13 protein-coding genes are annotated in these 14489 nt (G+C 61.8%); 7 read left to right on the plus strand and 6 right to left on the minus strand.

Translation table 11 applies throughout. The features are described 5' to 3' along the window. Positions 1–269 precede the first annotated feature (269 nt). Entirely contained in the window at positions 270–1037 is a 768-nt protein-coding gene (locus tag RNA01_RS21880; protein ID WP_147182253.1) for an SDR family oxidoreductase, read from the plus strand. 61 nt (positions 1038–1098) lie between these two features. On the opposite strand, the gene msrA is transcribed toward RNA01_RS21880, so the two are convergent. The 4 genes from msrA to denD all read right to left on the minus strand — a co-directional run bounded on the left by msrA (position 1099) and on the right by denD (position 5410). Then, positions 1099–1599: a peptide-methionine (S)-S-oxide reductase MsrA gene (gene msrA / locus RNA01_RS21885; RefSeq protein WP_210245801.1), complete on the minus strand. Its 501-nt coding sequence runs from the start codon at positions 1597–1599 to the stop codon at positions 1099–1101. A 126-nt stretch (positions 1600–1725) separates the two neighbouring features. Further along, on the minus strand, positions 1726–3513 hold the full coding sequence (locus tag RNA01_RS21890; protein ID WP_147182245.1) for an IlvD/Edd family dehydratase: 1788 nt from the start codon (positions 3511–3513) through the stop codon (positions 1726–1728). Further along, positions 3510–4430 carry an NAD(P)-dependent oxidoreductase gene (locus RNA01_RS21895; RefSeq protein ID WP_268906707.1) on the minus strand — a complete coding sequence of 307 codons (921 nt, stop codon included), beginning with the start codon at positions 4428–4430 and terminating at the stop codon, positions 3510–3512. The genes RNA01_RS21890 and RNA01_RS21895 overlap by 4 nt, the downstream gene beginning before the upstream one ends. After that, positions 4427–5410, minus strand: coding sequence for a D-erythronate dehydrogenase (gene denD / locus RNA01_RS21900; protein ID WP_147182246.1), 984 nt, complete (start codon positions 5408–5410; stop codon positions 4427–4429). The genes RNA01_RS21895 and denD overlap by 4 nt, the downstream gene beginning before the upstream one ends. A gap of 251 nt (positions 5411–5661) precedes the next feature. On the opposite strand from denD, the gene RNA01_RS21905 reads away from it, so the two are divergent. From RNA01_RS21905 to RNA01_RS21930, 6 genes are all read left to right on the plus strand, one after another. Beyond that, complete coding sequence (locus RNA01_RS21905; RefSeq protein WP_147182255.1) at positions 5662–7035, plus strand: FAD-binding oxidoreductase; 1374 nt, start codon at positions 5662–5664, stop codon at positions 7033–7035. Between the two features lie 32 nt (positions 7036–7067). Further along, positions 7068–7784: a FadR/GntR family transcriptional regulator gene (locus tag RNA01_RS21910; RefSeq protein ID WP_147182247.1), complete on the plus strand. Its 717-nt coding sequence runs from the start codon at positions 7068–7070 to the stop codon at positions 7782–7784. Between the two features lie 189 nt (positions 7785–7973). After that, complete coding sequence (locus tag RNA01_RS21915; protein WP_147182248.1) at positions 7974–9143, plus strand: fumarylacetoacetate hydrolase family protein; 1170 nt, start codon at positions 7974–7976, stop codon at positions 9141–9143. 13 nt (positions 9144–9156) lie between these two features. Further along, the gene (locus RNA01_RS21920; protein ID WP_147182249.1) at positions 9157–9690 is read left to right on the plus strand and encodes a TRAP transporter small permease; all 534 of its coding nucleotides are present in this window, start codon (positions 9157–9159) and stop codon (positions 9688–9690) included. Continuing rightward, positions 9690–10967, plus strand: a complete 1278-nt coding sequence (locus tag RNA01_RS21925) for a TRAP transporter large permease (RefSeq protein WP_147182250.1) — start codon at positions 9690–9692, stop codon at positions 10965–10967. The genes RNA01_RS21920 and RNA01_RS21925 overlap by 1 nt, the downstream gene beginning before the upstream one ends. Before the next feature lie 48 nt (positions 10968–11015). After that, entirely contained in the window at positions 11016–12020 is a 1005-nt protein-coding gene (locus RNA01_RS21930; RefSeq protein WP_147182251.1) for a TRAP transporter substrate-binding protein, read from the plus strand. Positions 12021–12221: 201 nt separating this feature from the next. On the opposite strand, the gene RNA01_RS21935 is transcribed toward RNA01_RS21930, so the two are convergent. Together RNA01_RS21935 and RNA01_RS21940 are read right to left on the minus strand one after the other, a co-directional pair. Beyond that, entirely contained in the window at positions 12222–13145 is a 924-nt protein-coding gene (locus RNA01_RS21935; RefSeq protein WP_235916836.1) for a DMT family transporter, read from the minus strand. A gap of 33 nt (positions 13146–13178) precedes the next feature. Further along, entirely contained in the window at positions 13179–14381 is a 1203-nt protein-coding gene (locus RNA01_RS21940; RefSeq protein ID WP_147182252.1) for a mandelate racemase/muconate lactonizing enzyme family protein, read from the minus strand. Positions 14382–14489: the final 108 nt, after the last annotated feature.

The raw sequence follows: 14489 nt of genomic DNA on the forward strand, positions 1-14489 counted from the left end.
CGGTGTCCTTCCTGGTTCATCATTATGCCTCACGAGATCCACTGGGCGCGATCATTCGTGTCGGTACATATATATTTATATATATGTCGCTTCAAAGAAGCGAAGAGGTGAATTTCAAGGGCGGCGGAAATACGCGTTGCACAACGGCCTGTTTAAGGTCCCGGATGAGCAGATCGACATGCCATTTCCGTATCGGCCGTCTATAGTCTGACGGCTTTCCCAATGGTTGGCCGGGAGCGTGCAAGAGAATAAGGATCGGGAGTGTGACGTTGAACAATCCGCTATTCAGCCTTGAAGGAAAGACCGCCCTTGTCACGGGTTCATCGCGCGGCCTTGGCCAGGCCATCGCCGTTGGGCTTGCGGGAGCCGGGGCGCGCGTGGTGCTGAACGGCGTGAATGCGGACCGGTTGGAGGAAGCCGCCGGGGCGATGCGGGCGCTGGGCCATGCCGTCGAGGTTGAAGCCTTCGACGTGACGGATGAGGCGGCCGTGGTCGCCGCCTTCGAGCGGCTTGATGACGCCGATCGACCGATCGATATTCTCGTCAACAACGCCGGCATTCAGTTGCGCAAGCCGCTGATTGAACTCAAGGCCGAGGAATGGCGGCGGGTGATCGACACCAATCTGACCAGCGCCTTCTTCGTCGGTCGCGAGGCGGCCAAGCGCATGATCCCGCGCGGCTATGGCAAGATCGTCAATATCGGCTCGCTGATGAGTGCCTTCGCCCGTCCGACGGTCGCGCCCTATACTGCGGCCAAGGGCGGCATCAAGCTGCTGACGCAGTCGATGGCAGCCGAATGGGCCGAGTACGGCATCCAGGCGAATGCCATCGGTCCTGGCTACATGCTCACCGACATGAACGAGGCTCTGACCAGCAATCCGCAATTCGATTCCTGGGTGAAGGGGCGCACACCGTCGCGGCGTTGGGGCAAGCCGGAGGAACTGGTCGGAGCGGCCGTGTTCCTCGCCTCCGCCGCATCCGACTATGTCAACGGCCAGATTCTCTACGTCGACGGAGGTATGAGCGCCGTGCTCTGACACAGAAGACGCCACCGCCCCTTGCGGATCGGTGGCGTCGTTTTGCTGATATCGCTTCGCCTCAGGCTGCGCGGCGCGGCAGCCGCCAGTTCGGCCGGGGGAAATGGCAGGTATAGCCGTTCGGAATGCGCTCCAGGTAATCCTGATGTTCCGGTTCTGCTTCCCAGAAATCGCTGACCGGCTCGACCTCGGTCACCACCTTGCCCGGCCAAAGGCCTGAGGCATCCACGTCGGCAATGGTTTCCCGCGCGACGCGTTTCTGGTCGTCATTGGTGAAATAGATGGCGGAGCGGTAGCTCACGCCGAGATCATTGCCCTGACGGTTCGGCGTGCTTGGGTCGTGGATCTGGAAGAAAAACTCGAGCAGGTCGCGGTAACTGGTTTTCTGCGGATCGAAGGTGACTTCGATCGCTTCGGCATGGGTGCCGTGATTGCGGTAGGTGGCGTTCTTCACATCGCCGCCGGTGTAACCGACGCGGGTGGAGAGGACGCCGGGCATCCTGCGGATCAGCTGCTGCATGCCCCAAAAGCAGCCGCCAGCCAGTACGGCGCGTTCGGTCATTGTCGTCATACCATCCTCCTTCGGGTGTGGGTTCCACCCCTAGATGGTTCTCATGGCCCGCCACGTCAAATAGGCGGGCCGCAAGGAACGCAGATGTGATCGCAAATGTCTGAGATCAGGAGCGCGTCAGTGGTTATGGCGCGGCGGGGTGCGCGCTATGCGTTGGAAGGAATCCGCCCCCTCTATGGTCGCTCCCTCGGAAAGCTGAGTGACCGTCTGGCGATAGATCCTCTGCCACGGCGTGGCATCGGCAGGCACCTTGGGAATGCCATCACCCTTGCGGCGGGTGATCACGGCGTCATCCACCAGCATGTCGCAAAGACCCTTGTTGAAGTCGATGCGGATCACGTCGCCGGTCCTGACCCAGGCAAGACCGCCGCCGGCGGCACTCTCCGGCGAGGCGTTGAGGATCGAGGGGCTGTCGGCCGTGCCGGACTGGCGGCCGTCGCCGATCGTCGGCAGGCTGACGATGCCCTTTTTCAGCAGGTGATCCGGCGGCTGCATGTTGACCACCTCGGCAGAACCAGGCCAGCCGAGCGGCCCGGCGCCGCGGATCACCAGAATGGTGTTCTCGTCGATGTCGAGGGCCGGATCGTTGATGCGTTTGTGGTAGTCCTCGGAGCCGTCGAAGACGACAGCTTTGCCTTCGAACACGCCTTCACGGCCGGGTTCCTGAAGATAGCGCTCGCGGAAGCTCTCCGACACCACGCTCATCTTCATGATGGCGAAATCGAACAGATTGCCCTTGAGGACCAGGAAGCCGGCGCGTTCCTTGAGCGGATCGGCATAGGGTTTGATCACCTCGCGATCTTCCGATTCCCGATCCCGCAGGTTTTCAGCCATGGTCTTTCCGGTGACCGTCGGACAATCCCCATCCAGTTTTCCGGCCTGCAGGAGCTCCCACATGATCGCCGGCACGCCACCGGCGCGGTGAAAGCGTTCGCCGAGATAGGCGCCAGCCGGCTGGACATTGGCGAGCAGCGGAATATCGAAGCCGTGCACCTGCCAGTCATCGGGGTGAAGCTCGACGCCGGCGTGCTTGGCCATGGCGGCGAGATGCGGCTGGGCATTGGTCGAACCGCCGATCGCCGAGTTGACCTTGATCGCGTTGAGGAAGGCTGAGCGGGTCAGGATGTCGGACGGCTTGATGTCCTGGAGCACCAGTTCGACGGCGCGGCGGCCTGTGCGATAGGCCATTTGTCCGCGTTCGCGGTAGGCGGCGGGAATGGCTGCGCAACCGGTCAGGGACATGCCGAGCGCTTCGGCCATGGCGTTCATCGTCGAGGCAGTGCCCATGGTGTTGCAATGGCCGATCGAGGGGGCCGAATCGAGTGCCGTTTCGAGGAATTCCTCGCGGGTGATCTCTCCGGCAGCGAGTTTACGGCGCGAGCGCCAGATCACGGTGCCCGAACCGACAAGGTCCCCGTCATGCCAGCCGTCGAGCATCGGTCCACCGGAAAAAACGATCGCTGGAAGGTCGACCGTCGCGGCGGCCATCAGCGCCGATGGCGTGGTCTTGTCGCAGCCGGTGGTCAGCACGACGCCGTCAAGCGGGTAGCCGTAAAGGATCTCGACCAAACCGAGATAGGCGAGGTTGCGGTCAAGGGCTGCCGTCGGACGTTTGCAGTTCTCAAACAGCGGATGGGTTGGAAATTCGATCGGGATGCCGCCGGCATCGCGAATGCCATCGCGCAGGCGCTTGGCGAGGTCGAGATGGTGGCGGTTGCAGGGATTGAGGTCGCTGCCCGACTGGGCGATGCCGATGATCGGCTTGCCGGCGCGCAGTTCTTCCGGCGTCGTGCCGTAGTTCATGAAGCGCTCAAGATAGAGTGCCGTCAAGTCGATGTGATCGGGATTGTCGAACCAGTTCTGCGAGCGCAGGCGCCGGGCGGGCTTTTTGTTGTCCTCGTTCATTTCCTGTTCTCTCCCGAACGCTGATTAATCTTCTCTAGATGCAACAGAAGCCCACTGTGGTCGGTCTCGCCACCGCCGTCTGCGACGAAGTCGCGGAACTCATCGCGCACCACGGCCGTCAGCGGCAGGTCGAGCATGAAGAGTTCGGCCATGGCCGCCACGGTGTCGAGATCCTTCAGTTGCAGACGCGAGGGGCCGCCCGGCGCGAAGCTGCGCGCCACCATGCGGCCGCCGTGCAGGTCGAGGATGCGGCTTTCAGCAAAGCCGCCACGGATCGCCTCGCGGAACTTTTCGCGGCTGGCGCCGCCGGCTTCCACCAGGATCATCGCTTCAGCGACTGCGCCGATAGTAATGGCAACGATCTGTTGGTTGGCAAGTTTGCAGATCTGGCCGGCGCCGGACGGGCCGACATGGGTCACGCGCCCCAATGCGGCGAAGACATCGGCAAGACCCTCGACAATAGCGGGTTCGCCACCGGCCATGATGGCCAGCGTGCCGGCCTCGGCGCCGACGACGCCACCGGACACGGGCGCGTCGATATGGGCGATGCCCCTATCGGCAAGCCGTGCGGCATGGTCGCGGGCGATCGGCGGGGCGATCGACGAGCTGTCAATTACGGCCGCGCCGGTTTTGAGGACATCGGCGACGCCACCGTCGAACAGGACCTGGCCAACCGCCTTGCCGTCACTCAGCATGGTGAAGACAATATCGGCGCCGCGCGCTGCCTCGGCTGGCGTTGGCGCGATGATCGCGCCGTCTACGGCGAGGGCCTCGGCCTTGCGCGGATCGCGGTTCCAGACGGTGACGGCAAAGCCGGCCTTCAACAGGCGGCGGACCATCGGCGCGCCCATCAGACCGGTGCCGAGGAAGGCGATTCGGCGATCGGCTGATGCGATTCGTTCAGCGCCTTCCGTCACAGCGTGCCTCCCAGTTCGTCTTCGATGTGCACGCGAATGATCTCCTCAAAAGAACTCTCTGCGGTAAAGCCGAGTTCGCGAGCGCGTTTGGCCTCGAAGCCGGGAGCCCAGCCGGCGCACATGCGCATGATCATCTCGTCGGGCTCTCGGCGGATCAGCTGCACGGCCTTGTCTCCGGCCACCCGGCGAAGCGCTTCAATCTGCTCGCCGACGGTGGCGCTGAGGCCCGGCATGGAGAGGTTGCGACGTGGGCCGACCTTTTCGACGTCGATCGTTGCGCCATGAATCAGGAAGCCGACGGCGGAGCGGGGTGAGGCGTGCCAGTGTCGGACGTCGTCGGAAACGGGAAGCACTGCTTCCTGGCCGACCAGTGGTTCGCGCAGGATGTTGGAGAAGAAGCCGGAGGCCGCCTTGTTCGGCTTGCCCGGGCGGATACAGATGGTCGGCAGGCGAATGCCGATACCGTCAAAGAAGCCGCGCCGTGAATAGTCGGCCAGCAGCAGTTCGCAAATTGCCTTCTGGGTGCCGTAGCTGGTGAGCGGCGTGGTGTGGAATTCGTCGGGGATCGGATATGGCAATGGTGCGCCGAATACGGCGATCGACGAGGTGAAGACGACGCGCGGCTTGTAGCCATCCTGACCATTGGCGATGCGGATCGCGTCGAACAGGTAGCGTGTGCCGTCGAGATTGATCTGGTAGCCCTTGTCGAAGTCGAGCTCGGCCTCGCCGGAGACGATTGCCGCCAGATGGAAGATTGCATCGGGCCTCCCTGCGATCAGACGGGCTGCCTCGCCGGGCGCCGATAGGTCGGCCGTTTCCAGTGTCACCTTGCCGGTAAAGCCGGCAGGGGCATCCGGGGCGACGACATCGACCAGGGTCATGGCATCGATCGCACGTCCGCCAAGCGATCCGTCCGCGGTCAGGCGCGCAGCGAGTTTGCGGCCGACCATGCCTGCCGCGCCGATGATCAGGATATGCATGGATTTTCCTCCTCCTGCAGGGCCGACTTAGCCAATGTTGACAAAAGGCAAGTCAGCCAAAACAAATATTGTAAGGTTGTCTGATAACCTTATATGGTGGGTTTGGAAATACAATTGTTGGCGTTGTGGTCGTGAGCCTCAGTGGTGGGACCTCGCGGCAAAGGGAGAATGCGATCTTGAGTGGACTGGGCGAAGCGGTGGTACAGGCGGATGACCGGCAGGAGGCGCTCTGCCGGGCGCTTGGGGCGGACATGGTGCTGCTCGGCGACGAGGTCGAGCGCTATTGCCGGGACTGGCACAGCGATGTGACGACCGGCGCCGTCGCGGTCCTGCGACCACGTACGACCGACGAGGTCGCGGCGGCTGTCCGGGCTTGTGCGGCTCTCGGTTTGTCGATCGTTCCCCAGGGAGGCAATACCGGGCTCGTGCTTGGCGCGACGCCAGATCAACCCGACAGTCAAGTGGTGGTCAGCCTCGAGCGCATGACGAAGATCCGGCGTATCGATGTCGATGATTTCTCCGCAGTGGTTGAGGCGGGCTGTATTCTCTCGGAGTTCAAGGACGCGGTGTCGCGCGAAGGCATGTTCTTCCCGCTGGCCCTCGGCGCCCAGGGCTCTTGCCGTATCGGCGGCAATGTTTCGACCAATGCCGGCGGGATCAATGTGCTGCGTTATGGCATGACACGCGAACTCGTACTCGGTCTTGAGGTGGTGCTGCCCGATGGCACGATCTTCGATGGCCTGTCGACGTTGCGCAAGGACAATCGCGGCATTGATCTGAAGCAGCTATTCATCGGCGCGGAGGGTATTTTGGGCATTATTACAGCCGTGTCCGTCAAGCTCATGCCCGAGCCGGACCAAGTCGCGACGGCGCTTGTCGGCCTCAATGCGCTGGATGACGCGATCGCGCTTTATCGCTGCGCGCGCCGCGATTGCTGCGACTTGCTGTCGGCTTTCGAATTCATGCCGCCGCTGGCCTTCGCGCTGGCTCGCGAGGCGATCCCCGATCTCGCCATGCCGATGGCCGGCGACTATCCGGCCTATGCGCTGATGGAGATCTCTGGTTCCGGTCTCGTCGACATTGCCGATCTGATGGAACGGTTCCTCGGCGGGGTGATGGAAGAGGGGCTGGTCGCCGATGGCGTGATCGCCACGTCGAAAAGTCAGGCACGCAATCTCTGGCTTTTCCGCGAAGGTATGAATGAGGGGCAGGCCAAGCGCGGCCCGCATCTGCGCACCGATATTTCCGTCCCCTTGTCACGGCTAGCAGACTTCGTCCGCGACGCCGAGGCGGCCGTCGCCGAGGCTTTGCCCGATTGCATCAGCGTTTCCTATGGTCATGTCGGCGACGGTAATGTGCATCTGAATGTACTGCCGCCCGCTGGGCTCTCTCCCGAGGCATGTGCCGCGCAGATCTATACGGCCAAACGGGCAATCAATGTGGTTCTTGACGCCTATCACGGCTCGATCAGCGCCGAGCATGGCATCGGCCGGTTGAAGAAGGCGGATTTCGATGCTCGTCTGCCGGACGTCCAGCGCAAGATGCTGACTGCTGTCAAAGGCGCGATCGATCCGACTTTCGTCATGAATCCGGGTTGCCAATTGAACTTCGTGCGGGATTCGTAGAAAACCGCCGGATACGGTAACGAGAGGGCGACATGACGATGGACTTCGGTCAGATCAGGCGTAACGAGCATTTGCCAACGCGCATCGCCACCCAGATCGCCCGCGACATTGTGGAGGGCCGAATCCTTCCGGGTGACAAGCTTCCGACGGAGCATGTGCTTGCCAAGGGGTTTGGCGTCAGCCGTTCGGTGGTGCGCGAGGCCATCGCCCAGTTACGCAATGAGGGGCTGGTCGAGACTCGTCAGGGGGTCGGTGCTTTCGTCACCGAACAGCGGACCCGGCCGTCGATTCGTATCGAACAGGACGATCTGGATGACAGGGAGAGTTTCCGGGAGCTCTTCCAGTTGCGTCTGCCGCTCGAAATCGAGGCGGCAGGTCTTGCGGCCGTGCATCATGATGCCGGCGATCTCGAAAAGCTGGACGGGACGCTGGCGGCAATGACCGGTGCGGACAAGTGGACCAGTCAGGGGATCATCGCGGATCTCGCCTTTCACCGCGTTCTCGCGGCGGCCACCAAGAATGAGTATTTCACACTGTTCATCGGCTTCATCGCCGAGCGTATCAGTCTGGCGATCAATGCCGCGCGGGCTGCAGCTGTGCTTGAGGAAATCGTCGAGGTGACGATCGCCGAGCATCTGGCAATTCGCGAGGCCGTCGCCAGCCGCGATCCGCACAAGGCGCGCGAAGCCATGCGCCGTCACCTGCTGGGGGCGACCGGGCGCCTTGGTCTCCAGCTGGAGTCGTACTGATGCGCCTGCCGGGCCTCGGTTTGTGGTTCGGTGGCCATCGAGTGAAGTTGAAGCCGTAAAATAGCACTGGTTGCTGGACAGTTGGAAAGAGTCCGACTAAAACGTTTCAGGCATTGTTGTCAGACATCCTGACAATAGGGCAAGGCGAGCTGGAGGGCGAGCCTTGAGGAGACTCATGGGGAGAATGAATTGGGTTCCACGCATTCACTAAGCGCCGGGCAGATTCTGCCGGATGATGCCGCCGAGGCCTTGCTGGTCGGGCGGGTGTGGTCGAACGCGGCCGGCGGGCCTTGCCCCGTTCTCGTTCGTAACGGTCGACTGTTTGACCTCACGCCCCTGTCGGCCACCGTTGCCTCTCTTTTCGAGATCGAGGGTATCGCGGCTCGCCTGAAAAGCACTGGCGACCTTGCTGAACTTGGTTCGCTTGACGACTTCCTGTCGGGGAGACTTGGCGGGCTTCTGGCTCCCGTGGATCTGCAGGCGATCAAGGCGGCAGGTGTGACCTTCGCCGACAGTATGCTGGAGCGCGTGATCGAGGAGCAAGCCAAGGGGGACGCAACCCGCGCGGTTGAGATCCGCAATCGACTGGCACCGGTTCTGGGCGACAGTCTGCGCGGCGTCGTTGCCGGTTCCGAGCAGGCCGCCCGCGTCAAGACATTGCTGCAGGACATGGACCTCTGGTCGCAGTATCTCGAGGTCGGTATAGGTCCCGATGCGGAAATTTTCACCAAGGCACAGCCGATGTCGGCCGTCGGCTGTGGTGCCGAGGTCGGTATTCATCCGATGTCGGAATGGAACAATCCCGAGCCGGAAGTGGTACTCGTGCTGCGCTCGACCGGCGAAGTCATCGGCGCGACGCTTGGTAACGATGTCAACCTGCGCGATGTCGAGGGACGCTCGGCCCTGCTTCTCGGCAAGGCCAAGGACAACAATGCATCGTGTGCGATTGGTCCTTTCATCCGCCTGTTCGATGCCGACTTTACGCTCGAGGCCCTTGGCCAGGCGCGCGTTTCACTGCTGGTCGAGGGTGAGGACGGCTTTGTCATGACGGGGGAGAGCCCGATGGAGGCGATCAGTCGCAAACCGGCCGATCTCGCCCGTCAGCTCCTCAATCGCAACCATCAGTATCCGGACGGCGCCGTACTGTTTCTCGGCACGATGTTTGCGCCGGTCAAGGACCGGCGTGGCGCCGGTCAGGGTTTCACCCATGAGCTTGGCGACCGCGTGGAAATCGCCACACCGACGCTCGGCCGCTTGATCAATCGGGTCCAGCGCAGCGATTCCTGCTCGGAATGGACGTTCGGGACGATGGCGCTGATCCGCAATCTGGCCGCTCGCGGCCTTCTGGGAAAGGTTTGATGGGGGATTGGTCATGCAAAAGGCAATCGACACATTCTATCGCTTCCTCGAAATGCTCCTGATCTTCTTCCTGGCGGCGATGGCCGTGATGGTCTTCGTCAACGTGGTGCTGCGCTATGGGTTCAACTCGGGCCTCAACATCTCTGACGAGCTTTCACGCTATTTCTTCGTCTGGCTGACTTTCATCGGCGCGGTCGTCACATTCCGTGAGCATTCGCATGTCGGCGTGGAAACGCTGGTCATGCTGTTCGGCCGCAAGGGCCGCATCCTCTGCATGATCCTGTCGAACATCATCATCATCGGTGTTTCGGCGATCTTCTTCTGGGGAACCTGGAAGCAGGCGCCGATCAATGCCAGCATGGCGGCACCTGTCACCAAGCTGCCGATGATCTGGGTCTACGGTATCGGCTTCTTCACTGGCGCCGGCATCGTCCTGATCGCGCTGGAGCGGCTGGTGCGCCTGCTGACCGGACGCGTGACAGAGGAAGAAATTGCCGCTTTTGCCGGCGAAAACATGTCCATTGAACACCTGTCGGAGCGTGCCTGATGACCCTCGTCGTATTCATCGCCTCGCTTTTGGGCGCCATGGCGATCGGCGTGCCGGTTGCCTTTGCGCTGATGTTCTGTGGCGTCACGCTCATGTGGTACATGGGCATGTTCAATACCCAGATCATCGCCCAGAACATGATCGCTGGCGCCGATACCTTTACCCTGCTGGCAATTCCCTTCTTCATTCTCGCAGGAGAGTTGATGAATGCTGGTGGTCTGTCGCGCCGCATCATCGATTTCGCGATCGCCTGCGTCGGCCACATTCGTGGCGGTCTCGGCATCGTCGCGATCATGGCTGCGGTGATCATGGCCAGTATTTCGGGTTCCGCCGCTGCTGACACGGCCGCCCTTGCTGCAATTCTCATTCCGATGATGGCCAAGGCCGGCTATAACGTGCCGCGGTCCGCGGGTCTGATCGCTGCGGGCGGCGTGATTGCCCCGGTCATTCCGCCATCCATGGCTTTCATAGTCTTCGGCGTCTCCGCCAACGTCTCGATCACCCAGCTTTTCATGGCCGGCATCGTGCCAGGGCTGATCATGGGTGTCGCGTTGATCGGCACCTGGCTGATCGTGGTGCGCAAGGACAAGGTCGAGGCGTTGCCGCGCACGCCGATGAAGGAGCGCATGCGCGTGACCGGCCGCGCTCTGTGGGCGCTCGGCATGCCGGTGATCATTCTCGGCGGCATCAAGGCCGGTGTGGTGACGCCGACAGAAGCCGCCGTCGTGGCCGCGGCCTATGCTCTCTTCGTCGGCATGGTCATCTATCGGGAACTGTCGCCGAAAGAGCTTCCGCACGTGATCCTGCAGGCGGCCAAAACGACATCCGTCGTCATGTTCCTGGTCTGCTCCGCGCTGGTTTCGGCCTGGCTGATCACTGCCGCGAACATTCCCGCCGAGATTACCGGCTATATCGAACCCCTGATCAATCGCCCGACCCTGCTGATGCTTGCCATCATGCTGCTCGTGCTGATCGTCGGAACCGCGCTCGACCTGACGCCGACGATTCTGATCCTGACGCCCGTGCTGATGCCGATCATCAAGCAGGCCGGCATCGATCCCGTCTATTTCGGCGTGATGTTCATCATGAACACCTGCATCGGCCTTCTGACGCCGCCGGTCGGTGTTGTGCTGAACGTCGTCAGCGGTGTTGGCCGTGTTCCACTTGGCAAGGTGACGGTGGGTGTCCTGCCTTTTCTTGCTGCCCAGGTCCTCGTGCTCCTCGTCCTGGTTCTGTTCCCGGACCTGGTTCTCGTGCCCGCTCACTGGCTGCGCTGATAGCCCGCGAGCTTCGACTTCTCACTCAACAATCCATGGGAGGATAATATGAGAAAACTGCTTCTGACCACCACAGCCATCGCATTCGTATGCTCGGCCGCCGCACCGGCATTCGCCGAGTTCAACGAACGCAATATCCGGGTATCGAACGGCATCAATGCCGACCACCCGGTCGGTAACGGCATCAAGGCCATGCAGGCCTGCCTGGACGACAAGTCAGGCGGCAAGCTCAAGCTTACTGCTTTCTGGGGCGGTGCGCTCGGCGGCGACCTTCAGGCGACCCAGGCCCTACGCTCGGGCGTTCAGGAGGCTGTCGTCACCTCGTCCTCGCCGCTGGTCGGTATCGTGCCGGCGCTCGGCGTTTTCGACCTGCCGTTCCTGTTTGCCAACGCTGATGAGGCCTACAAGGTTCTCGACGGCGATTTCGGTGACCAGATGAACAAGAAGCTGGAAGAAGCCGGCCTGGTTAATCTGGCCTATTGGGAAAACGGCTTCCGCAACCTGTCGAACTCGGTCCACCCGGTCAACAAGTGGGAAGATTTCGCGGGCATGAAGGTTCGCGTCATGCAGAACAACATCTTCCTCGACACCTTCCAGAACCTCGGCGCCAATGCGACTCCGATGGCGTTCGGCGAAGTGTTCTCGGCGCTGGAAACCAAGGCTATCGACGCGCAGGAAAATCCCTATGTGACCATCGACACCTCGAAGTTCTACGAAGTGCAGAAGTATGTCACTGAGACAAACCACGCCTACACGCCCTTCCTCTTCCTGTTCTCGAAGCCGATCTTCGATACGTACTCGGCAGACGAACAGGCAGCCCTGCGCGATTGCGCTATGGTCGGTCGTGATGAAGAGCGCAAAGTCATCCAGGACCTGAACAAGAAGTCTCTGGAGAAGATCAAGGCCGCCGGCATCGAGGTCAACACGCTGTCGCCTGAGGAGCAGGCTCGCATTCGCGAGAAGTCCATGGTCGTCTACGACAAGCACAAGGCCGAGATCGGTGCCGACGTCGTCGATGGCATTCTTGCCAAGCTGGCCGAGATCCGCAAGTAAGCGGCGGCAAGGGAGCCGTTCGCCGAGCGGCAGGATAAACATGAGGAAGGCCCGGAGCACTCGCTTCGGGCCTTCTTCTTTTTTGCTGAGCGGGCCGCCTTTCCGTAAGGGGGGGCATTGCTGGCTGGGCTTTCCCGCCGAAAGGAAAAGGGGCCGCTCGGGCGGGCGACCCCTTCGCTTGCCAAATGATGGCGCTTCGGATCACGGCACGTCGAGCGGGCGATCCGGCTGGCGTTTCTTCAACTGTTGTTCGCGGAAGAAGATGAACATGCCGGAGCCGACGATCAGTGCCGCACCAAGCAACATGGTAAGGCGAGGAACATCGCCGAAGAACATCCAGCCGAACAGGATGGCCCACAGCAGCAGGGTGTATTGCAGCGGAGCGACGGTCGCGGCATCCGAGATCTTCAGGGCACGGTTGACCAACATATGCGCGCCCATGGCGACGACACCGAGAAGGCCGAGAAGCGCTGCCTCGGACATCGAGGTCAGTGGAGTCCAGTCGAACGGAGCGAAGACGAGGCCGGCAAGCCCTGCACCCGCCACCTGGAAGAAGACCAGGGTCTTGTCCGGGGTGGCGCGCAGGCTTCGCCCGGAAATGAGCATGAAGGCGAAGGCGAAGGTGCCGAGAATCGAGATGACTGCCGGCATGGTGAACATGGCGCTCGACGGTTCGAGGGTGATGATGACGCCGACGAAGCCGATGAAGATCGCGGTCCAGCGCCGCCAGCCGACCTTCTCCCCGAGGAGAAACGGCGAGGCCGCCGCGACATAGATCGGCGCCGCCAGCCAGTAGGTCATAACGTCGGCGAGCGGCAGATACATAACAGCATAGTAGAAACAGAATACTTCCAACGTCGAGAAGAGGACGCGAGCCGCCTGCATTAGCGGCTTTTCGGCCTTGACGATCGGTTTTTTGCCAGCATGCCAGAGGAAGGGCGCGAGGATGAGCAGAGCGGCCATGCTGCGGATCAGGATGACCTGGCCCAGGCCGTAATTGGCGACAAACCATTTTCCCATGGCATCGTTGAGCGCAAACATCAGCATGCCGAGCAGCATGACTGCCGGGCCCGCCATGGCCTGGTAACGACTGCCGTTCACGGCTGTCTCAGTGGTATCTGCCATCATGTCCTCATAGATCTGGCGGTTTCGGGTGTTTCACAGGCTTCTTGCATCGGAGATACGACGGAAAACCGTAAAGGCACGTTCAAGTTCTGGATTGAGCTCCATGCCCAGCCCCGGACCTGGCGGCACCGTTATCATGCCGTTCCTGACTTCGGGAAGGGCCGTTACCAGATCGCGGTACCAGGTGCGGTAGAAGGCGCGCACGCTCTCCTGGACGAGCGCGTTTGGCGCATTGAGCGAGAGATGTGTGGAGGCGCAGAGGACCACCGGGCCGGTGCAGTCGTGCGGGGCCACCGGCAGGTGCCAGGCTTCCGCCATGGCGGCGATCTTGCGCGCCTCCGACAGGCCGCCGCACCAGCTGATGTCGAGCATCACGACGCCGGCCGCACCCGTTTCGAGATAGTCACGGAAAGCCCAGCGTGAGCCGAGGGTTTCCGAGGCCGAGATTGGCGCCGGGGAGACCTCGGCATAGCGCTTGAGGCTCGACAGGCTGTCCATCTTGATCGGGTCTTCATGCCAGAAGGTTTGATAGGGCGTGAGCGCCTTGGCGATTTGCATGGCCGGCAGTAGCTGCCACATGGAGTGGAACTCGACCATGATGTCCATTCTGTCGCCAACGGCAGCGCGGATCTTCTCGAACGGCTGAAGGGCCTGTTTGAGGTCGGGCATGGAAATATACTGGCCTCTGGTCTTCTCCGCGGCGGCGTCGAAGGGCCAGATCTTCATCGCCGTGATCCCCTCTTCGAGAAGCGAGTGGGCAAGCTCGTCGGCGTGGTTGAGGAAACCGTTCAGGTCGTCGTAGTCGCGGCCCTCGGCAAGGCCGTAATTGGCTGTCGTCTGGCCGGTCGCCTTCTTGATGTATTCTGTGCCCGCGCAGGTATTGTAGGTGCGGATCTCGCGGCGGGTAAAGCCGCCCAGAAGCTGGGCGATCGGTTGGCCGGTCGCCTTGCCGAACAGGTCCCAGAGCGCGATGTCGAAGGCCGAATTGCCGCGCACTTCGGCGCCGGAGGACCGAAAGCCCAGATAACCCACAAGATCGGCGGACAGCCGGTCGATCTCCAGCGGATCGCGGCCGATGACCCGGGGGGCGATATATTCATGAACGTAGGCTTCGACCGTCTCCGCACCGAAGAAGGTCTCTCCAAGGCCGGTCAGTCCCTCGTCGGTGTGGACGAGCAGCCAGAGAAGATTGGCGCGCTCGGCGACGCGCACCGTTTCGAGGCGGGTGATTTTCATGGACTCCTCCCGGGCTTGTTGCCCCTTGTCGCAAAGGCGCCGGACCTCGTCTCCTCCGGATCCGGCGCCTTTTCATTTCAATGTGAGGTCACACGTCTTGTTTGAAGG

This window comes from Paenirhizobium naphthalenivorans, assembly GCF_007992095.1.
In the GTDB taxonomy this organism is placed as follows: domain Bacteria; phylum Pseudomonadota; class Alphaproteobacteria; order Rhizobiales; family Rhizobiaceae; genus Allorhizobium; species Allorhizobium naphthalenivorans.